Below are 21,752 nucleotides of genomic sequence, written 5' to 3'. Positions count from 1 at the left end.
CGCGGAAACAAGCGCCGCAGCTCCCGCTTTTGCATGAGCGGTCTGCCCTGAGCTCCGCCGCGCGCACCGTAGACTTTTGCGGGGGGCGACGGCATCCTGCTGCCCGAATGAATTCTCGATAGACAACGCGCGCAGCAATCGCGGCGGGGAAACAGAGGGCAGCAATGATCAAGACACGCTTCACCGAGCTTTTCGGCGTCGAGCACCCGATCGTGCAAGGCGGCATGCAATGGGTCGGACGCGCGGAACTCGTCGCTGCCGTCGCCAATGCCGGTGCGCTCGGCATGATCACGGCGCTGACCCAGCCGACGCCGGATGATCTCCGCAAGGAAATCGCGCGCTGCCGCGAGATGACCGACAAGCCGTTTGGCGTGAACCTGACCATCCTGCCCGCGATCAAGCCGCCGCCTTACGCGGAATACCGCCAGGTCATCATCGAGAGCGGTATCAGGATCGTCGAGACTGCGGGCAACAAGCCCCAGGAACATGTCGACGAATTCAAGAAGCACGGCATCAAGGTCGTGCACAAATGCACCAGCGTCCGCCACGCGCTATCGGCGGAGCGCATGGGCGCGGACGCGATCTCGATCGATGGCTTCGAATGCGCCGGTCATCCCGGCGAGGACGACACCCCCGGCCTGATCCTGATCCCCTGCGCCGCCGACAAGGTGAAGATCCCGATGATTGCCTCCGGTGGCTTTGGCGACGGCCGCGGCCTTGCGGCTGCGCTTGCGCTCGGCGCCGACGGCATCAACATGGGCACGCGCTTCATGTGCACCAAGGAGAGCCCGATCCATCAGTTCGTCAAGGAACGCATCGTCGCCAATGACGAGCGCGAGACCGAGCTGATCTTCCGCACCATGCGCAACACTTCGCGCGTCGCCAGGAATGCGATCTCGACCAAGGTGGTCGCGATGGAGAAGGAAGGCGCGAAATTCGAGGATGTGCGCGAGCTCGTCGCCGGCGCGCGCGGCAAGATGGTCTACGCCACCGGCGATGCCGACGAAGGCATCTGGTCGGCTGGCCAGGTGCAGGGCTTGATCCACGACATCCCGACCTGCGCCGAACTGGTATCGCGCATCGTGCGCGATGCAGAGGCGATCATCCGCGGCCGCCTCGACAGCATGATTTCGGGGGCACAGCGCCAGGCCGCCGAATAGAGCGGCCTTGCGCCCAACCAAAGAGAAGAGCCGATGAAAGCCTATGTCTATGGCGCCAATGGCGCTGAGATCACCGACGTCGCCAAGCCAACGCCGAAGGGCACGCAGGTGCTCGTCAAGGTCCATGCCTGCGGCCTCAACCGCGCCGACCTCGGCATGACCAAGGGCCATGCCCATGGCAGCGCGGGCGGCGTCGGCACGGTGCTGGGCATGGAATGGGCCGGCGAGGTCGCCGAGCTCGGACCTGATGCGAAAGGCGTCAAGGTCGGCGACAAGATCATGGGCTCCGGCGGCGCCGCCTTTGCCGAATACGCGCTTGCCGATCATGGCCGGCTGTTCCGCGCGCCGTCCAACATGAATTTCGAGGAGGCCGCCACCCTGCCCGTCGCGCTCGCGACCATGCACAATGCCGTCGTCACTAACGGCGCGCTGCAGCCAGGCCAGAGCGTGCTGATCCAGGGCGCAAGTTCCGGTGTCGGGTTGATGGCGATGCAGATTGCGAAACTCAAGGGTGCGAAGCTCGTAATCGGTTCCTCGACCGACGCGATGCGGCGCAGCCGGCTGAAGGATTTCGGCGCCGATCTCGCGATCGATTCCAGCGATCCCACCTGGGTCGAGCAGGTCCTGAAGGCGACCGGCGGCGAAGGCGTAGACCTCATTGTCGACCAGGTCTCCGGCAAGGTCGCGAGCCAGAACCTCGCCGCGACCAAGGTCAAGGGCCGCATCGTCAATGTCGGCCGGCTCGGCGGCACCCATGCCGACTTCAACTTCGACCTGCACGCCGCGCGCCGCATCACCTATGTCGGCGTCACCTTCCGCACCCGCACCATCGAGGAGATCCGCGAGATCTTCGACGAGGTCCGCAAGGACATCTGGGGCGCAGTGGAATCGCGCAAGCTGCAACTGCCGATCGATCGCGTCTACAAGTTCGACGAGATCGGCAAGGCGTTCGAGCACATGGAAGCCAACAAGCACCTCGGCAAGATCGTGGTGACGCTGTAGCAAACTGCGTCGGCGGAGGCCCACCATCGTTGCCCGCGGGCAACGATCATCGTGGTTCGCCGGAAAATGCCTGCTGCAGTGCCGTCAGCCTGTCGAGCGCAGCTTGCGGCAGCGGGCCTTTTTCGGCCGCGGCAAGTGCGTCCTCGAACTGCGACGGCGTCGCCATGCCGACCAGGATCGTGCCCATCGCCGGGTGGGATATTGCAAATCGCGTGGCGGCTTCGGTCAGGCTCGCCGCGAACCCCTCCGTGACCAGCGCGATGAGACGCCGTGCGCGATCGGTATCGGCATCGTAGCTCATCGCCGAACCGATCGGCTCGGGCGCCGGACCCGCAATCGGATGACGCTCGGCTGAGCCCGACAGCGCACCGCCGGCCAGCACGCGAATGCCCACGACGCCGACGCCGGCGGCCTTGGTGTGATCGAACAATCGTCCATAATCTTGCGCCGGATAGCTCGGCGGCAAATCGTCTGCGGCAGATGGATTGAGCATGTTGTAGACGATTTGAGCGCTGTCGAAGACGCCGGCGTCGATCACTTGCTGCAGCGCCGCCGTGTCGCCGACGGCCGTCATCCCGAGGAAACGAATCTTCCCCTGCTGACGCAGCAGCTCGAACGCCGGCACCACGTCGTCGAGCACCTGCCGGACGCTCAGCGTCGATCCGCCTCCGTTCTCGGCAATTGCATTGTGCAGATGAAAGATGTCGACCCGCTCAAGACGCAGTCGCGCCAGGCTGCCTTCGAGCGACATCCTGACGGCGTCCGCAATCCGGCCAAACTCGCCGGGTGGCAACCGGACCTTGGTGCCGACGGCCACATTGGCCGGTTTCAGCTTCTGCAAGACGCGACCAAGGTTCTTTTCCGATTCGCCATCGCCGTACTGCACCGCGGTGTCGAAGTAGTTGACGCCGGCGGCGATCGCCCGCGCGATGGTCCGCTCCTGGTCGAGGGGATCGCCGCGCACCATAAACCCGCCCACCGCGCCGCAGCCAAAGCCCAGCACCGAGAGCTGCATCCCCGTGCGTCCAAAGACCCGCAATTGCATCGCTGCTCCTCCGGCTGATTGAAGATTATGCAATGTCGAACGCCGGCTGCTCAACCGCAACATTTGCGATTGGCCCTCGCTTTTCGATTTCCGGCCCTCTGTCGCGGGATGGAACTCGGCGTCAGAAGTCGTGCGCTTCCTCACGCGGGGTTCGCCTCTGATGACGCACGTGCTGCCAGACGGCTAGCCCAACCGAGAGCGCCGCACAGAACAGCAGCCCGCCGGAAATCGGTCGCGTGAAGAACAGCAGCAGGCTGTCGTCCGTCATAATCGCTCGAATAAGATTGATCTCGATCTGATCGCCAAGGATGAGGCCGAGGATCAGCGGCGCCAACGGGAATCCGGCCTTCACCAGCGCATAGCCAAACACGCCAAAAATAAGCAGAACATATACGCTCTGCATGGTGTTGTTGAGCGCGTATGCGCCGATGACGCAAAGGACCAGCACGACCGGCGCAAGCACCGCGAGCCTCACGCGGGTGATCTGAAGCACGAATAGGGTGCCTGCGGCCAAGATCAGCACCATCAGCGCGTGTGCCAAAATGTATGCGGCGTAGATGCCGTAGGCGAGCCCGGGTTGCTGGGAGACGAACAGCGGCCCCGACTGGATACCATGGATCGTCATTGCGCCAAGCATGACGGCGGTCACGGCGTCGCCCGGGATGCCGAACGCCATAATGGTTACTAGCGAGCCGCCGACGTTGGCGTTGTTGGAGGACTCCGACGCAATGATGCCTTCGGGCACGCCGGTACCGAAACGCTCGGGGTGGCGCGAGAACTTCTTCGCCTGGTCGTAGGCCAGCATGTTGGCGGCGCTGCCACCGATCGCCGGCAGCGCGCCGATCAGAATGCCGATAATCGTCGACCACAGCAGCAGGAACGGACGGCCAAGAATTTCGCCGATCACCTTGAGATGGGAAACCGCAAGGCTCGGCTGGGCGCCCAGAACGGCCCCGGGCGTCTTTGGCACTCCTACCTTCTCGATGTCGGACATGATCTGCGCGAAGGCAAAGATCCCGATCAGCACGGGGAGAAACGGGAAGCCGCCGCTGATGAACTCGGACCCGAATGTGAAGCGCGGCACGCTCCCGATCGGGTCCGTGCCGATCACCGTGATCAAGAGGCCGATCGCGGTCGATAGCAGGCCCTTGACGAACGAGGACCCGGCCAGGCCTGCCACCATCGCCATGGCCAGCACGAACAGCGAGAAATACTCCCACGGTCCGAACTCCAGTGCGATGGCCGCCAACGGTCCGGTCACCAGGATCAAGAACAGGCCGCCAAGCAGCCCGCCAAAGAACGACGACCAGATGCCGAGCCAGAGCGCCCGGCCCGGCGCCCCACCCCGCGCCATCGGAAAGCCATCGAAGGTCGTGGCGATTGCCGAGGGGGTTCCCGGGATTCCGAGCAGACAGGCGGTGACGAGGCCACCTGCGGAGCCGCCGACATAGACGCCGGTCATCGTGGCCAGTCCCTGCAGGGGATCGAGACCATAGGTAAACGGCAGGACAACGATGATCGTCATCGTGATGGTGACGCCCGGCAACGCGCCGCCGATGACGCCAACGAGCGTGCCGGCAAACAGCGGAAGGAGATATTTCCACTCCAGCACCGTCAGGAGCCCGTGGCCCAAAAGCTCGAACATTCCGCCTACCAGTTTGTCCAGCTGCCGCGAGGAAGCAGCACCGCGAGATACCGCTCGAAGATCAGGTACGTCAGCGCCGACGTGCCAATCGCTATGGCGGCCAGGACCGCCCACTGACGCCAGGTCGTCGGCCTCTCAAGCGTCGCTTGCATCGCAGCAACGAACACGACAGTGGCGATGCGATAGCCGAGCAGAGGCAGAAGCACGATATAGAGCGCGATGATCGCGAAGGAGAGCGCGACCAGGCCATAGGCCCGTTGCGGCTGCGCCGGCGCACCGACGCCGGCCACGCCGGCACGCCGCGCGAGCAGGTCCTGCACGACCAGCGCCACGCTCATGACGGCCATGAAGATCAGGACGATGCGTGGATAGAAGCCCGGACCAACGGGTACCAGCGGCAGCTGCGGCAGTCCAAACGATTGCACAAGCAGAGCCAGGCTGACGCTAAGGAAGATCAGCCCGGCAAAGCTATCGCGACCAAGTCTCATTGCTTGGCTAGACCGAGCTCGGTCATGATCGTCTTGCTCTCTCGGTCGAGCTTGTCCAGGAACGGACCGTAGTCGGCGGCGTTGAGATAAGAGACGCGCGTTCCCTGCTTCTTCATCGCGTCCGCGAACTCCGCCTCCTTGGCGGCCTTTCCGCAGGCCTCGTCCAGCTTTGCGCGCACCGCGGCCGGCGTGCCCTTCGGTACCAGCAGGCCGCGCTGAACCGCGTAGACGATATCCATGCCAAGCTCTTTCAGCGTCGGCACGTCAGGGGCTTCCGCGTCGCGCTTCTCGGCAGCGATGGCAAGAAACTTCAGTTGCCCTGCATCGACTTTGCCCTTCTGCGTCAGGTTGGAATCCGTCAGATCGACATGGCCGCCGAGAATGGCATTCATGCGCGGCGCAAGACCTTCATAGGACACGTACTTGAACTTGACGCCGGCCGCCTTTTCGATGAGCGCCGGGAAGATGTGGCTCGTCGATCCGAGGGTCGCCCCGACGGTGATCTGGCCCGGTCGCTTCTTGGCGTCGTCGGCAAGTTCAGCCCAGCTCTTCCAGGGCGTTTTGGGACTCGCCGTCAGGACCGACGGCGTCGCAGAGAGCAGGCAGATCGGCTCGAAGTCGCTGTATTTGACGTCAGTGACGCCGGCATAGTGCACAAGGTGGATGTAGTCGTGCACCGCGTAAAGCGTATAGCCGTCCGCCGGCGAGCCCCTGGCTTCGCGAGCCCCGACGGTGCCGGAGGCACCGACGACGTTGGCGATCACGATCGGCTGACCGATGTGCTTTTGCAGAAGCGGAGCAAACGGGCGGAAGATGTTGTCCGTATCGCCGCCTGCCGCCCACGGCACGATCATTTTGATCGGGCGCTCAGGATAATTTTGAGCCGCGGCCGGAATGACCATGGCGCCCAACGCTGCTGTCACCGCCAAACTGCGGAGCACTGCCCTCATGGCGCTTCTCCCTATCGCTGTTGATTGATTTTTCTCGATCATAGCAAGGCGCCAGGACTTCGCAAACAATGACGCGACAAGGATGATCCGGCGGCGTGTGCGGCGCTCCGCCAGATCCAGATTCGTAGGGCGGAGCCATGGCGGTTGCGAGCTTTTCACACTTCAGGCTGCGATCGACGTGGTTTTGGCCTACCTCGTTGCCTGATCGCTTATCTCGTCCAGGAGTTTTGCGAATGGCGCGGTCGCCGGAGGAGTGGCCGCACCGTGCCGCGGGTAGATCGTGTTGTAGAGATAGTCGGAAGAATTATACGACAACCAAACCTTGCCCTGATCATCCTCCCAGACCAGTGCCTTAGGCGGCACGTCGATCGCCAACAGTGGCGTCTTGACCATGGCGGGCGTTCCAAGCTTCGGATTGCCGAAGACGATGACCGTACGCGGCCGCATGTCGAGGCCGAATTTTTTGGCGGCAGCGGCATGATCGATTTCGGTGAAGACCATGAAACCGGCCGCTTCCTTCTGCTTAACTGCGGCTTCAAATCTTGCGACGGTTTCTTCCACCGAATACTTGCTCGGCTTGGTTATCAGGCCGTCGTCGGCTGGGTGCGCGGTAGCCGGGCCCGTGCATAGAGCGAGCGAAAGCGCCAAGCTCGCCAGGACGCGGTTTCTGGAGCTCATAGGGATTCTCCCTGTCGTTGGTTCGCCGGATCGGACGCAACAGCCCCTGCTCGTGTCAGGCGTACAGCGTATCATCGGCAGGATGACGCGGCGAGCGAAGTAATCAGGTTTTGGAGCGTCTACCGATAGCCACACACCATAAACCCGCCCACCGCGCCGCAGCCGAAGCCCAGCACCGAGAGCTGCATCCCCGTGCGTCCAAAGACCCGCAATTGCAGTGCTGATCCTCCGGCTGGTTGAAGATTATGCAACGTCGAACATCGGCTGCCCAACCGCAACACTTGCCGCGTGGTGGTTAGCCCTCACTTTTCGATTTCCGGCCCTCTGACTGCGGCCAGCACGTAGCAGCCATTAAGCGGTGAGCGGCTTTTCGGACCAGGTCGGCTTCGGCCGTGTTCTCATGAACCCGCTGGTGCAAGGCAGCGAAGCAACGTCCGCTTTGCCCCTGGAGCGACGCGGTTATCCTTTGACAGCGAAACGACGCGATGGGCCGACGGACAGAACGGCCCTATTAGCGTCAGTCAGCGTCGAATGCGCCTCGTTATGTTGTTTGCTACTCTTGGGAGTTGGAGAAGGCCGTTTCGAGCACATCGCCAATCGGTTGCCACGTGCGGCCGTCGAATTGAACTAGTCGTAGCTGCTTGATCGGCCGAAAGCTCCCAGGTCCGGTGCTGATTTTGATCCCAGGCAGCAAAACGGAGCCTTGGTAGTCTTTGAGGGCCGCTGCTTGCTTCATGACGTTCTCGCGAGATAGGTCATCACCGCACTGTTTCAGCACGTGGACCAACGTCTCGGCGGCCGCGTAACCGAAGATGGCGGCACTGTCGTCTTTGCCTCCGGCGCGCTTATACTTATCAACGAATAACTGCCAGTCTCCGGCGGCTTGGTCGTTCCGCCAGGCCGGATCATTTGCATCCTTCAAGAAGGTAGCCGTAATTACGCCCAAGGCGTTTTCCAGGCCGGCAGGCTTTAGCGTCGTCCCAATCGACGAGGCCATATGGTTCAATATGAACACAGGATGCCAATTGAGATCCGTCGCCATTCGAATTACTTTCGCTGCATCTGCAGCCACTCCTGCAAATACAAGAATCTCGGCCCCTGACCGCTTTAAGATCGATACGTGCGTGTCCAGATGCTCATCCGCGACGTCGTACGCGATATCGACCCGGATCATCCGGGCAATTTCACCGAGCCCGTCTTCTACCCCCTTGAATAGTTCTCGACCGAATGGGTCATTCCGCCAGAGAGCTACAATTCTTTTTCCAGGGTAGAACGCCTGTATGTAGTTGGCATAGATGCGCCCCTCTTCCCGAATTGAGGGCTGCCAACCCATCGTCCATGGGAACAACGATGGATCGCTCAGATGATCGTCGCCGGAGGCGACAAACAGTTGAGGTATTTGCCTTTCATTCAAGTATGTGCGAACGGCGAAGTTTCCCGGAGTACCAAAGGAACCGAACATCAAGAGGACGTCGTCCTGCTCGATAAGACTGCGCGTGAGGTCCAAGGCGGTCGACGCATCGGATTTGTCGTCATGTGAAATAAAGCGCACCTTGCGGCCGTTGATCCCTCCACGTTCGTTGATCATCTCAAAATACGCGGTTTCGGCTTTTCCGATCGCCCCGAAGATCGCCAGATCCCCGCTATAGGGCATAACATTCCCGATGCGAATTTCAGTGTTGGTCACGCCTTGCTCGCGCGCTTGCTCGGACATCGCGCTTACTGACGTAAGCCCTAATACAATGGCGGTCAGCGTTCGGACGCAGGCTTGCATCGGATAAGCCTCAATTACAAAGGAGTGCAGCCAGATTTCGAGACATATTGGAGGCGCTCATCTTGGTTTAGAGGCGACGCCTTCTCACTCGGGCATGATGCGGAACCTCAGCCCTTTCATGTGACCCGCGTGACAACGGCTGGAGACTAGCACTTTGCGGTCGGTCGGCTAGCGGGAAATGGTACCTGGCAGGCGGCAGATGGCGCTCCGCCTGATGCCGCAAATGGGTCATTTTCGACCCATTCCGCGGGCTCTGCCCTACCATTTGATGCCCGCTCTGCTGCAAACTCTTGCCGGCCCGAGCATTGTGTTGGACCTGACGGTTGTGATTCAAGCTCACGTGCAGGCCTGTCGGCGCCGCCTTCTAGCCGATTCCAATGACGGTGCATTTAATCGGTGCCGGGTCATCGCATGTATTCAAGCATCAGTTGGCGATCGTCGATCCAGGGGGAAGGCCGCACGGTCCTCCGGCCCGGACCGGGCCAGATTGGGCCGTGTTCTCATGAACCCGCCGGTGCAACGCAGCGAAGCAATGTCCGCTGTGCCCCTTGGAGCGACGCGGTTACCGTTTGACAGCTAAATGGCGCGATGGGCCATGAGCGGAAGTTCGCGCCTCGGTTCATCGCGCGGTGATCCGCTCGGCGTCGTTCACGATCTGCTGTTCGATGATTGATGTAGAAGCCGCATTTGGGCCGATCACGCTGGGTCGCGGTGGCGATGTCGTTGATGTCGATCGCGGGGTTGGTGGCCGCAAGCGCCAGGACTTCCCGATAGTTGGCTGTGTTGCCACAGGCCCGAGAGCGAGACACGTGCTCGTGCGAGAAATTAAAAATGCGTAAGGATAGCGCGAATTGCGCGTGCGGATATTGGAATGATGCGAAGCATCACCACGTTTCGTCTGAGAATGTTCGCGGTGAATCGACACTGCAAAACGGGTGGTGGCATCACGACATGGCTTCCGTTAAATGGACTTGGCCTTCGTTTATCAGGTGATCTAGCCGGCTTTGAACAGTCTTGGGGCATCGCTGAGTTCGACCGAGCACAACGCCTCCGCCGTCGGTGCCCTGTCGACACGAGGAGTTCGCCATGTCCAAACAAACTTTCATCCCGACCGTTGCTCCGTCCGGTAAAACGACACGTCGCGATTTTCTGTACATCGCAACCGCGGCTTTCGGCGCCATCGGTGTCGCGGCATCGATTGTCCCGTTTGTCAGCCAAATGGATCCGGACGCTTCGACGCTGGCTGCAGGCGGCCCGATCGAGCTCGATCTCGACAAGGTCGCGCCGGGCCAACAGGTCGCGGTGCGATGGCGGGGCAGACCGGTTTTCGTGACCCATCGCACGCCGAAGGCGTTGCAGACGCTCAGGGATCCCGCGCTGCTCGCGCAATTGGCCGATCCCCGTTCATCCGAACTGCAGCAGCCGCCTTACGCGGAGAATTGGCATCGTTCGATCAAGCCGGAGTATGGCGTCATCATCGGCATCTGCACTCATCTCGGGTGCATTCCAGAGTTCGAGCCTCAGCAGAATGCAACTCAGCCCGCACCGAATTGGCCGGGCGGCTATTTCTGTCCGTGCCACGGCTCCAAGTATGATCTTGCGGGACGCGTGTTTCGCGGGGTCCCGGCGCCCTACAACCTCCCGGTCCCACCTTATCATTTGGTGAGCGATACCAGAATCCGCATCGGCGAGAACCCGCCGAATGAACATTTTGATTTTGCTTCGATCAGCCAGATCTAGATCCGTTTCGATGTTGGTCTGAAGTAGTTTGCGCATTCGCCAGCCCGCTGTGATGCGTTCGGACCACTTCCGGGTCTCACCGGAGTGTTGCGAGACATGGACGATATGCCTACTAGTGCAAGTGGGTACCCATTGCGGTCAAATCGAACACGATGCCGATCGCCGTGATACCGAGCACCGCAGCCATCATCGGCAACAGGATCTCGATGGCTGCACTCATGCTTGTCCGCCGGCCCTGCCGCATATCGAAATCACCCGATATCCAATCACGAAACTTGCCGCTACTGATGCGATTCGGATCGGAGAGTTTGAAGGTTCGCCCGATCGAAAGTAGGGCGGAAGGGATGGCGATCAACATGACGACAAGGACGCTGACGACACCGAGGTCGAGGTCAATGTATCCTCCGCCGGAGAAGAAGACCCATGCGGCCACGACCAGCCATACCGCAAGACCCGCGAGGGCGGCGTAAACCATTGGATGGAGTCGATCCGTGGTGCGAGGGTTGTCGAGATCAAGCGGACTGTTCATGTCAGCCTCCTTGAGTCGGCTGCATATGCGACACCCCCCCGCTGCAGCAGCAGCCGTAAACCTGCTCCACTAGGTACAAATAGGTTTCGCGATGTGCGATGCAACGCAACTTCACGTTACGCGTACCGGCTGTGTGTCGGCGCCCACGATGGACCCCTCTGGTGTCAGACGAATCAAGAGCTTACGGCGCCGATCGGCGTCGGGACCCCACGCCGATCTACAACTGAGGCTCAATTGTACGCAGGTAACAGTCTCGGCGACGACGGCGAGCGGCTGCGCAACTGGATTGCACCCTTGCAATCAGGGGCGCCAACAGCGGAAAATGTGCATTGTTCGCTTCGCATTGGGATGCGCACGCGCTTAATTGGCAAGAATAATGCAAGAGCAGCAATCCCGGCAAACTGCGCCTCGCTCGGCGGACTACAATCACGATCATTCGCAAGAGTTTGGCAGGAGGAGCTGAGATGTGGATTCTCATCTACGTGATTGTCGCAGCCAACGGCACTCCAAGTACAAGCACCGCAGAGTCTCAAACGGAACAATCGTGTCAAGGAGCTGGTAAAGTCGTGGCTAAGATGGCTGACACGATGCACGGGAAATTTGAGTGGCACTGTATACCCAAATAGCGAAGCTCGTCGCTTCAACGCCGGTTGTAGGCCGTCTCAGACCCGGTCCGTAGGTCGGTTGAGCATTTGCGAAACCCATCACGAAACCGCGGCAACAAGGATGGGTTTCGACATCTGAAGACCGGAAAGGGTCATTTTCGACCGATTCCGCGGGCTCTGCCTACCACTTGATGTCCGCTTTGCTCCAAACGGTTGCCGGCCCGAGCATTGTGTTTGACCTGACGGTTGTGATTCAAGCTCCCAAGCTGGGGGCTTCGAATCGTGCGCTACGAACTCGCCACTATGAAACGGGCCGCGATCAAGCTTGCGGTGTAAGCCTGTCGGCACCGCCTTCTAGCGGATTCCAATTACGGTGACGGTGCATTTAATCGATGCCGGGTCATCGCATGTATTCGAGCATCAGTTGGCGTGTCGTCGATCTAGCTAGACGGATTCCGGGCTCGATGCTTCGCGTCGCTCCGGAATGACAACCCCCGTCATTGCGAGGAGCCAACGGGTCCCGCCTCTGGCGGGCCCGATGACAGGCTCTGCGACGAAGCAATCCGTGCCTCCACGCGCGGGCGCTATGGATTGCTTCGCGGAGCCTGTTATCGGGCGGCGCTACGCGCCGACCCGGTGGCTCGCAATGACGATGTGGATGCTTTGGGTGCGACAAATCAAGCCGACGGGCAAATCAGCAAAAACCTGTCCAGTCCCCGCGGAAAAAATATTTCTGTTTTTCCGAAATGGAAATCAGTCTATTAGTTCGCGCGTCTCACCCGATTGAGGGGCGCTTCGCGATCGTCACGAGTGTTGCGGTGGGATGCGGTGGACGCGGATTGCGCAATGGACGAGTGCGCATGAGGCGGACGGCGAAGTCGTGTGGTCCTGACGCCCCGACGCTGGCGTCAAGTTCGTGAGAAGCTAACGCCTCTCACGGGCGACGGTGGCAAGAAGCCCGGTCTCACCGGGGAGAGCACGATATAAGCCGTAAAACCATTGCGCAGGGAATGCCGGACTGCCTCCGCTGAACCTGTATGCTCGTGTGCACTTCTTTGTGCACTTACGCACACGAGACCGCGGGTGCAGCGCGCACCCGGCGTTCCCTGCGCCCTCTAATTCTAGGGCGAATGATTTTGCAAAACTCGGGTGAAACGCACCGCGAGAATGTGGACCTGCATCTGAAATGCGTCTGGTGAACTTCCGCAAGACATCTTCTGGATTCGGAATAATTCGCAACACACCTGCTGTTGCAAGTGAGTGGCGATTGCGTGTCGTGAACGGCACTTGATGTTCACCAATCCCCTGCTACACCGCAGCCCATGAGCGCTCACAGCGTCAAATCCTCGGTCGCGGCGATCTCGGTCTTTGCCAGTGGCGGCATGGCCGCGGCGAAGTTCGTCGTCGGAATCGCGATCGGCTCGCTGGCGCTGATCTCGGAGGCCCTGCACTCCGCGATCGACCTGGTCGCGACCATCATCACCTGGGCGGTGGTGCGGGTATCCGACCTGCCGGCGGACGAAGAGCATCACTACGGCCACGGCAAGCTCGAAAGCATCTCCGCGCTCGGCGTGATCGCCCTGCTCTACGTGCTCGCGGGCGGCATCCTGGTCGAGGCCTATAGCCGGCTGAGCGAAGGCGCTCCGCCGCCGTCGATCTCCGCGATCCCCTTCGTGGTCCTCATCATCGACATCCTCGTCAATCTCTGGCGGGCGCGGGCGCTGCATCGTGCGGCGCGCGACACCAGGAGCCAGGCGCTCGCAGCCGACGCGCTGCATTTCGCCTCCGACGTGATGGGCTCCTTTGCGGTCATCATCGGCCTCGTGCTGGCCGGCCTCGGCTTCTGGTGGGGCGACGCCGCCGCGGCCATCGCCGTCGCCGTCATGATCGCGCTGCTCGGCCTGCGGATGGCGCGCTCGACCGTGGAGACGCTCACCGACCGGGCTCCGGAAGGCGCGCTGGAGAAGGCGATCGCGGCAATCCAGAGCGTCCCCGGTGTCGTCGAGGTCGAGCGGCTGCGCGTGCGCATGGTCGGCCCCACCTATTTCATCGACGCCATTGCCAAGGTGCCGCGTACCATCCCGATCGACCGCGTCGAAGAGATCAAGCGCACGGCCCAGGCCGCGGTCACTGAGGTGCTTGGCGATGCCGACCTCACCTTCACCGCGGTGCCGGTCGCGCACGACAATGAGAGCGTGCGCGAGCGCATCATGGTGATCGCGCGCAACTCCGGGCTTGCCATCCATCACGTCACCGTCCACGCGCTTGGCGAGAAGCTGATCGTCAGCATCGACCTCGAGGTCGACGGCGAGATGGAGCTCACCGCAGCGCACGCCATCGCCCATGATCTCGAGCGTTCGATCCGCGAAGACTTCGGCGAGGATGTCGAGGTCGACACCCATATCGAGCCGCTCGAGCCCGAATTGCCGTGGGGCAGCGACGCCGCTCCTGTTCGCGTCGAGACCATCAAGGAGGCGCTGACGCGCTTTGCCGCTGATGGCCCAATCCATGACATCCACAATGTGCGCGTCCGTGACTCCGACGCCGGCGAGATCGTCAACTTCCACTGCCGTGCCGCGCCGTCGATGAGCGTGATCAAGGTGCATGAGGGAGTCGACGAGATCGAGCGCGCCCTGCGCCGCGCCTTCCCGACCATCAAGCGCGTCATCAGCCACGCCGAGCCGCCGCGCGCGTAGCGGTGCGGCAACGTTCTCGTTTCGGACTCGCCTCGATTCTCCTTGGACAAGAATTATTTCGCATTAACGAATCGTTGACTCTCGACACACCGGAAAAACTGGATTCAAATCACATTGATTCGGGAGCGACGTGGGGTCGGCTTCCGAACCGTGTGGCAAATCAGATTGCGGTGGGGGTCTAGGGCATGGCGCGTGCGCATGCGGCGAACGCGTGCGTCCAATCCGATTCGATCAAGGGATTGGCGCAATCGATCGCGAAACCTGACTACCACAGGCTCCTGACCGCGGAGCCTGCGTTGCGCCGGGCCGTGCCCACGCTGATCATCGCCTTCCTGATCACGATCTGCCTCGGCGCCTTCGTCCAGGTGGTCGACCAGAGCCGGCAGAAGCGCGCCGCGCTGAAGCGGGACCTCGCTGCCCTCTCCGATATCCTCGCCGAGCGGCTCGATCGCCTGACGTCGAGCCGACGCGAGCGCCTTGGCAATGTCGAGCAGTTGCAGAGCCTGTTGCCCGATCTCATTCCCTCCTGGGGCATCGCCAGGGGCCGTCACGTCATCGTCACCGGCGCCGATCACCACGTGCTCGCCCGTTCCCCGATCGATGGCCTGGGCGAGAATGACCATGTGCTCGACATCGTCTCGACGGCGCAGCTGCTCACCGCGCCGAGCCAGCAGGGCATCCTCACCGACATGATCCTGCCGAACGGCGACGGCGCGCTGGCGATCTCGGTCCTGGTGAAGTCGCTGCCCGGCCGGGTGATCGTGGTCCAGGAGACGAACGAGCCGATCTGGGGATCGGACGCCGCGCTCTCGGTCACGCTCTCGGCGACCACGGGCTTCGTCGTGCTCATCCTCGGCTTCGCCTTCCACTGGCAGTCGACCCGCGCGCGCGAAGGCGATCTCATCAATGACGCGGTCCGCGGCCGGATCGACACCGCGCTCAACCGCGGCCGCTGCGGCCTGTGGGACTGGGACCTCTCGCGCGGCCGCATCTTCTGGTCGCAGTCGATGTTCACGCTGCTCGGCCTCGAATCCCGCAACGACCTCCTGACCTTCGGCGAGGTCAACGCGCTGGTGAAATCCGACGACATCAACCTGTTCGAGATCGCCGACCAGCTCATCTCCGGCAAGATCGACCACATCGACCAGTCGTTCCGCATGCAGCACACCGAAGGCCACTGGATCTGGCTGCGGGTGCGCTGCGAGCTCAGCCTCACCGCAGCCGATGGCGGGTTGCACCTGATCGGGATCGCGGTCGACATCACCGAGCAGAAGAGCCTGGCCGAGAAGACCGTGGAAGCGGATTTGCGGCTGCGCGACGCCATCGAGACCATTCCGGAAGCCTTTGTGCTCTGGGATGCCGAGGATCGCCTCGTGCTCTGCAACTCGCACTTCCAGCGTCTGCACAAATTGCCGGATTCGGCCGTTGCTCCAGGCACCTCCTACGAGACGGTGATCGAGGTTGGCAGCATGCCGGAGGTGCGCACCCGCCTCCACGAGACCGGCGCGCCGATGCCGGGCGCACGCACCTTCGAGGCGCAACTCGACGGCGGGAAGTGGCTGCACATTTCGGAGCGCCGCACCAAGGACGGCGGCTATGTCTCCGTCGGCACCGACATCACCCGCATCAAGGAGCACGAGCAGAAACTCGTCGAGAACGACCTGCGCCTGCGCGCCACCGTCGTTGATCTGAAGCGCTCGCAGACCGAGCTCGAGCGGCAGGCGATCGAACTCGCCGACCTCGCGGAGAAATACTCGCAGGAGAAGACCCGCGCCGAGGAGGCCAACGCCGCCAAGTCGAAGTTCCTCGCCAATATGAGTCACGAGCTGCGCACGCCGCTGAACGCGATCATCGGCTTCTCCGAGATCATGGGCAGCGGCATGTTCGGCGCGCTCGGCTCGGACAAGTACCAGGAATATTGTCACGACATCCTCATCAGCGGCAAATATCTGCTCGACGTCATCAACGACATCCTCGACATGTCGAAGATCGAGGCGGGACGCATGAAGCTCGACCTGGAGCCGCTCGATCTGTCGAAGACGCTTGCGGAATCGTTGCGCGTGGTCTCCGGACGCGCGCAGGCCAAGAAGCTGACGCTCGATGCCGATATCGAAAGCACGATTTCCGTGGTGGCCGATCGCCGCGCGATCAAGCAGATCATCGTCAACCTGCTCTCCAATGCGGTGAAGTTCACGCCCGACAATGGCCGTGTGATCGTGCGCAGCCAGATGCTGGACGATCGCATCGTGATGCTGATCGCCGACACCGGCATCGGCATCGCACAGGACTCGCTGCGGCGCCTCGGCAAGCCGTTCGAGCAGGTCGAGAGCCAGCTCACCAAGACGTACCAGGGCTCGGGCCTCGGTCTTGCGATCGCGCGCTCGCTGACCAGCCTGCACGGCGGCTCGATGAAGCTGCGCTCGAAGCTCGGCGTCGGCACCGTCGTCCGCGTCACGCTGCCGCGCAACGCGTGCGCGGCGAGGATGCGGGCGGCGGCGTAAGGAGTCCGCGCTTCAGGCGGCTTTTCCCGGAGCCAACTTCAGGACACTCTCCAGCAATGTCCTGTCGTTCAACACCGCCAGAGTCTCGCGGGCAGAGAGAGAGGCGACCGCCTGCTCGAAGGTGTCGCTGGCTTCGATGCGGGCGCGGGCGGTTGCGAGCTGCGGGTCGATTTCCTCCGGTTGCCGGCGCTTCGGCGGGGCAAGCGAGCGCAGATGTTGCGTCAGGAATGACGGATCGGCTCGCAATTCGACCAGCGCGCGGCCGCGATCGACCGAAGGCGATGCTGCCAACTCGTTCGCGCGGGTCAGCACGGCCGGCGGCGCGACTTCCTCCGGCGTCCCAAACAGCGCCTTCATCCGCGGCTTCGCCGTATAGGCGCCGAGCGGAATCGCGAACAACAGGCCGATGATGACCGGCGACATCCAGAGCAGCAGCGGCAGAGAGACGGCGTAGGCGCTTGCGGCCATCAGCACGCCGAAGGCTGTGGGCACTCCATATTTGCGATAAAGCTCGCGTCGTTCGACCGAGCCGTCGTCGCGACGCTGTGTCTGCCATCCGGCATCGCGGCCAATCAGGATCTCAATCACCGCAATCGACTGGAACACCATCATCGCCGGTGCGATCATGGCGGAGATCAGCACTTCGACGATGACACCAATGAAAGCGCGAATTGCCCCGCCGAAACGACGTCGCGTTTCCCGTTGCGTCAACAGCAACAGGAAGCCGAGCAGTTTCGGCACGATCAGAAGCGCCATGGTGCCACCGAACACCCAGGCCGCGAGCACCGGGTCCTGCGCCGGCCAGTTGGGAAACAGCGCAAACCCTTTCGGAAAATACTCCGGGCGGACGAAGCGAGCCTGCAGCGAGATCAGGATGCCGAGCAGCAGGAACGTAAACCAGAGCGGCGCCGTGATGTACGAGCCGATCCCGGTCATGAAATGCAGGCGCGAGATCCAGTGCAGTCCACGCGTCGGCAACACGGCGAGATGCTGCAGGTTTCCCTGGCACCATCGCCGGTCGCGCGCCGCGAAATCCAAAAGCGAGGGGGGCACCTCCTCAAAGCTGCCGCCGAGCGTCGGCGCCATATAGATGCCCCAGCCAGAGCGTCGCATCAGCGCGGCCTCGACGAAATCGTGACTCAGAATATGTCCGCCGAACGGCTTTCGCCCGCGCAATTCCGGCAGCCCCGCAGCCTCGGCGAATGCACGCACCCTGATGATGGCATTGTGCCCCCAATAATTGCCTTCGGAGCCGTGCCACCAGGCGACGCCCGCGGCGATCATCGGCCCGTAAAGCCGGCCTGCAAACTGCTGCAGGCGGCTGAACAGGCTTCGCGCATTGACGATGATCGGCAATGTCTGCAGCAAGGCGGCCGCAGGGTTCGCCTCCATCGCATGAACCATCCGCACCATGGTGTCGCCCGTCATCAGGCTGTCGGCATCGAGCACGATCATGAACTGATAGCCGCTCCCGAAGCGCGAGATCCACTCGGCGATGTTGCCGGACTTGCGTGCGACATTATTGGCGCGGTGACGGTAATAGAGTCGATCGGAGCCGCAGGCTTGCCGCAGGTTCAGGAAGGCGCGCTCCTCGGCGATCCAGATATCGGGATCAGTGGTATCGCTCAGCACAAACCAATCGAAGTGCGCCCCATAACCGGTCGCCTCAACAGACTCGTAGATCGCGCGCAGCCGAGCCACCAACTGGTTTTCGTTTTCATTGTAGGTCGGCAGCAGCACCGCCGTCCGGCTTGCGATGTCAGGCAAGGCGCTGCTAGTTGAGATTTGCAGTGTGTTGCCTTTTCGGCCGAGCAGGACGAAAAAGCCGGCGAGAGCGGACGCAAACGAGAAGCCGATCCAGGCGAGCAATGTCACGAACAGGGCAAGCACCATCCATTCCAGGACGGTCACGCCCCCGACTTCGAGCACCTTGTACATCTCATAGGCGCCGGCGCCGGTGAGCGCGATGCTGGCCACCAAGACAAATGTCCGCCGCAGCCACATGGCCGAGGCCACCGGCACAGGCTGCCGCGTCGCCGGCGGCGCGCGGCGGAAGTCCGACTGGGTCATCTCGAGCGGATATTCGCGCGGCAAGAATCCGTCGGTCGGCGCGTCCGGCGTCAGCGGCGACTCCGTCGCTACGGAGCCCATCGATAAATCCACACTTCGGAAAGAGGTTTATCGTCTTGCATCAACAAGGCCCGCAACTCGACGGGCGTATCCTTCTTCACCGCGCATTGGAAGCTGAGCCGCCATCCGCCCGTGTCGGGATTCGGTTGCGTGACGATGTTGGTGATCTCGGATTTCTCGGCGGTCACGACGCCCTTGATGCTGTTGGGATCGACATTCTTCAAGGCATCGCCGATCAGATCCATCACGAACAATTTGCTGTCCTCGCCACGCGCTCCGATGCCGGTGCGGACAAAGCGGGCGAGCGAATGAGGCTTCGGCACATCCGGGCCCCAATGCAGACGATAGGTGAAATTGTTTTCGCTCTTGGCCTTCAGCGGTGCTTTGGGTCGCCAGAATGCGGCAATGTTATCGTGGATTTCTTCCTTGGTAGGGATCTCGATCAGCACGACGCCGCCCTCGCCCCAATCGCCGATCGGTTCCACCCAGAGGCTCGGGCGGGCTTCGAATCGCGACTCGATGTCTTCGTAGGCGGCGAATCTCTTCTCGCGCTGCATCAGCCCGAAGCCGCGTGGATTGAGGTCCTGGAAAGTGCTGACCTGAAGATCCCTCGGATTACTCAGGGGACGCCAGAGGCTTTCGCCTTTGCCGTTGAAAATTGCGAGCCCGTCGGAATCGTGCACGGAGGGGCGAAAATCGTCGACATCGTTACGGTCATTGGGACCGAAGAAGAACATGCTGGTCATCGGCGCCAGCCCCGCGTGCTCGAGATCGACCCGTGGATAAAGCGACATCTCGACGTCGAACACAGTGGTCGCACCGGGCCGCAAGGTGAAGCGGTAGCTCGCGGCGCAGCTCTTGCTGTCGAGCAGCGCGTGGACGACGAGCGAGGTCGCGTTGGCTGCGGGGCGTTCCAGCCAGAACGCCTTGAAGTGGGGAAATTCCTCTCCCTTCGCCTCGCCGGTGTCGATTGACAATCCCCGCGCCGACAATCCGTAGGTTTCACCCTTGGCCACCGCACGGAAATAGCTCGCGCCGAGGAAAACGCAGACCTCGTCGAAATAGTCGGGCCTGTTGATCGGCGCGTGGATGCGAAAGCCGGCAAAGCCGAGATCGGCATCGTTGAACGCCGGCACCTTGTCGCCGAACGAGAAGTCTTCCTTGCGATAGGGGATTTGGTTCGCCTGCCCGTCGACAACCTCGAAGATGCTGATCTTGTTCTTGTAGAAGAAGCCGCGGTGAAAGAACTGGGCCTGGAACGGCAGCTTTTCAGCGCGCCACAGCGCGCGCTCCGGCAGAAAGCGGATCGAGCGGTATTGATCGTAGTTCAGATCGCTCAGCTCCGCGGGCAGCTTTTCGTCGGGAGCCTCGAACGACTTGCTCGCGAGGCCGCGCGCGAGCTCGCGAACGGTAGATGGGTCAAACGGAACGGCCGCGGCCGTCTCGGTTCCCGGAAAGAGCATGAGTGTCGGCAGCACTGCCGAGCCTTGCAGCAGCTGGCGACGATTCACGGGAACTCCTGCATGTTTGAACGAGGCGTGGCATTGCAACAGCCTAGCCGTCGCCAAGTTCCCCTCGATGCTGCAGGGCGAGGAAAGATTTCAGTTCAGGCGATCATCGCTTTGAGCTTTGGGGACAATCAGCATTCTGCCGCTATTCGGCCGCGAGAACGGCAGGAATTGAGCGGCGATTCAAATGGGAGTTGGAAAGACAGTCAGCCTGCTGACAACCCACGCTGCGACTGGCGGGTAGGCGGTAATGATACGCTGGTCATGCGCCAGGCTCCGGCGATACCGATTCCAACGTGGGAGCGACTTCGCGCGCGACCTGGACCAGCGCGGCGATCAAGGGTGTCATGGGGTCGCGCTGCGGGATCACCAGGCCAATACTGTAGTTCACCACGGGATCGACGATCGGAATGCTGCGCACGGCATCGGCGAGGCCGAGCGTCTCGGCAAGCTTTGCCGGCATCACGCTGGCCCAGCGTCCTGTCTTCACATGGGTGTAGAGCACGAGCAGCGAGTTCGAGGTTAGCGTCGGCGTTGCTTCCGCGCCGACCGAGCGAAGTGCGCGATCGATGATGCGGCGGTTCTGCATGTCGGGCGTCAAAAGGCAGAGTGGCACCTGGCCGACCTCTCTCCACGTGACAGTCTCGCGATCGCCGAACATGGCGTCAGGCGATGTCAGCAACCGGTAGCTCTCGCCATAGAGACGGATGGTGCGAACCTTGCCGATCGGCTCGTTCTCGATATAGGTCAGCCCGGCATCAACCTCTAAGTTCTCCAAGAGGCCCAGCACGTCGGACGAGGTGCAGGACTGGATGCGGAAACGCACGTCGGGATGACGGGCGCGGAACGGTGTGGTCAGCGAAGCCACCATGCCAAGCGCAGTCGGGATCGCCGCGATCCTGATCTCACCGGAGAGCTTGTGCTTCAGCCCGTTGATCTCCTCCCGCATCGCGCGGGCATCGCCGACGATACGCCGCGCCCAATCGAGCGCGCGTTCGCCTTCGGGGGTGAAGCCCTGGAAGCGAGAGCCGCGCTGCACCAGCATCACGCCGAGGAGGTCCTCGAGCTGCTTGAGGCTCGTCGACATCGTCGGTTGCGTGACGCCGCACGCCTCCGCCGCGCGGCCGAAATGCCGCTCCTTTGCGAGCGCCAACAGGAGTTCAAGCTTGTCGATCAAATGGGCCTCATCAGCTCTGGTATGCCAACCTGAATATAACGATCACCATCGCCGCGAACACGAGAAAAAGCCGCACCGGGCAGGGTGCTCTGCTACCAATTCTATTTCCATATCGATCGATTTT

15 protein-coding genes are annotated in these 21,752 nt (G+C 61.9%); 5 read left to right on the top strand and 10 right to left on the bottom strand.

Annotated features, from left to right (window positions below):
* The first annotated feature begins 164 nt into the window (after positions 1–164).
* Together J6497_RS24210 and J6497_RS24205 are read left to right on the top strand one after the other, a co-directional pair.
* Positions 165–1,160 (top strand): NAD(P)H-dependent flavin oxidoreductase, encoded by a 996-nt coding sequence (locus J6497_RS24210; protein WP_225706787.1) that lies wholly within the window; start codon positions 165–167, stop codon positions 1,158–1,160.
* Positions 1,161–1,193: 33 nt separating this feature from the next.
* A complete protein-coding gene (locus J6497_RS24205) occupies positions 1,194–2,162 on the top strand; it encodes a zinc-binding dehydrogenase (RefSeq protein ID WP_225706786.1) in 969 nt (322 codons plus the stop codon).
* A gap of 46 nt (positions 2,163–2,208) precedes the next feature.
* Here the strand turns inward: J6497_RS24205 and J6497_RS24200 are convergent, their stop codons facing one another.
* The 6 genes from J6497_RS24200 to J6497_RS24175 form a co-directional block, all read right to left on the bottom strand.
* Positions 2,209–3,207 carry an aldo/keto reductase gene (locus tag J6497_RS24200; protein ID WP_225706785.1) on the bottom strand — a complete coding sequence of 333 codons (999 nt, stop codon included), beginning with the start codon at positions 3,205–3,207 and terminating at the stop codon, positions 2,209–2,211.
* A gap of 121 nt (positions 3,208–3,328) precedes the next feature.
* Entirely contained in the window at positions 3,329–4,852 is a 1,524-nt protein-coding gene (locus J6497_RS24195; RefSeq protein ID WP_225706784.1) for a tripartite tricarboxylate transporter permease, read from the bottom strand.
* A 5-nt stretch (positions 4,853–4,857) separates the two neighbouring features.
* On the bottom strand, positions 4,858–5,340 hold the full coding sequence (locus tag J6497_RS24190; RefSeq protein WP_225706783.1) for a tripartite tricarboxylate transporter TctB family protein: 483 nt from the start codon (positions 5,338–5,340) through the stop codon (positions 4,858–4,860).
* Positions 5,337–6,290, bottom strand: coding sequence for a Bug family tripartite tricarboxylate transporter substrate binding protein (locus J6497_RS24185; protein WP_225706782.1), 954 nt, complete (start codon positions 6,288–6,290; stop codon positions 5,337–5,339). Before J6497_RS24185 ends, J6497_RS24190 begins: the two co-directional genes overlap by 4 nt.
* A 189-nt stretch (positions 6,291–6,479) precedes the next feature.
* On the bottom strand, positions 6,480–6,968 hold the full coding sequence (locus tag J6497_RS24180) for a DUF302 domain-containing protein (protein WP_225706781.1): 489 nt from the start codon (positions 6,966–6,968) through the stop codon (positions 6,480–6,482).
* A gap of 553 nt (positions 6,969–7,521) precedes the next feature.
* Positions 7,522–8,655 (bottom strand): ABC transporter substrate-binding protein, encoded by a 1,134-nt coding sequence (locus tag J6497_RS24175; protein WP_312010354.1) that lies wholly within the window; start codon positions 8,653–8,655, stop codon positions 7,522–7,524.
* Positions 8,656–9,828: 1,173 nt separating this feature from the next.
* Between J6497_RS24175 and petA the strand changes: the two genes are divergently transcribed.
* Entirely contained in the window at positions 9,829–10,482 is a 654-nt protein-coding gene (gene petA, locus J6497_RS24170) for a ubiquinol-cytochrome c reductase iron-sulfur subunit (protein WP_225706779.1), read from the top strand.
* A gap of 112 nt (positions 10,483–10,594) precedes the next feature.
* Here the strand turns inward: petA and J6497_RS24165 are convergent, their stop codons facing one another.
* Positions 10,595–11,011 carry a hypothetical protein gene (locus J6497_RS24165; RefSeq protein WP_225706778.1) on the bottom strand — a complete coding sequence of 139 codons (417 nt, stop codon included), beginning with the start codon at positions 11,009–11,011 and terminating at the stop codon, positions 10,595–10,597.
* A 1,927-nt stretch (positions 11,012–12,938) separates the two neighbouring features.
* Between J6497_RS24165 and J6497_RS24160 the strand changes: the two genes are divergently transcribed.
* Together J6497_RS24160 and J6497_RS24155 are read left to right on the top strand one after the other, a co-directional pair.
* Positions 12,939–14,312: a cation-efflux pump gene (locus J6497_RS24160; RefSeq protein ID WP_225706777.1), complete on the top strand. Its 1,374-nt coding sequence runs from the start codon at positions 12,939–12,941 to the stop codon at positions 14,310–14,312.
* A 185-nt stretch (positions 14,313–14,497) separates the two neighbouring features.
* Entirely contained in the window at positions 14,498–16,813 is a 2,316-nt protein-coding gene (locus J6497_RS24155) for a sensor histidine kinase (protein WP_225706776.1), read from the top strand.
* 12 nt (positions 16,814–16,825) lie between these two features.
* Here J6497_RS24155 and mdoH read toward each other — a convergent pair whose 3' ends face one another.
* The 3 genes from mdoH to J6497_RS24140 all read right to left on the bottom strand — a co-directional run bounded on the left by mdoH (position 16,826) and on the right by J6497_RS24140 (position 21,628).
* On the bottom strand, positions 16,826–18,964 hold the full coding sequence (gene mdoH, locus J6497_RS24150) for a glucans biosynthesis glucosyltransferase MdoH (RefSeq protein ID WP_225706775.1): 2,139 nt from the start codon (positions 18,962–18,964) through the stop codon (positions 16,826–16,828).
* Complete coding sequence (locus J6497_RS24145; RefSeq protein WP_225706798.1) at positions 18,952–20,406, bottom strand: glucan biosynthesis protein G; 1,455 nt, start codon at positions 20,404–20,406, stop codon at positions 18,952–18,954. The genes mdoH and J6497_RS24145 overlap by 13 nt, the downstream gene beginning before the upstream one ends.
* 307 nt (positions 20,407–20,713) lie before the next feature.
* On the bottom strand, positions 20,714–21,628 hold the full coding sequence (locus J6497_RS24140) for a LysR family transcriptional regulator (protein WP_225706774.1): 915 nt from the start codon (positions 21,626–21,628) through the stop codon (positions 20,714–20,716).
* Positions 21,629–21,752: the final 124 nt, after the last annotated feature.

The organism is Bradyrhizobium cenepequi (assembly GCF_020329485.1).
In the GTDB taxonomy this organism is placed as follows: domain Bacteria; phylum Pseudomonadota; class Alphaproteobacteria; order Rhizobiales; family Xanthobacteraceae; genus Bradyrhizobium; species Bradyrhizobium cenepequi.
The sequence above is the reverse complement of the archived record's forward strand: the minus strand, read 5'-3'. Positions and strand labels throughout refer to the sequence as shown.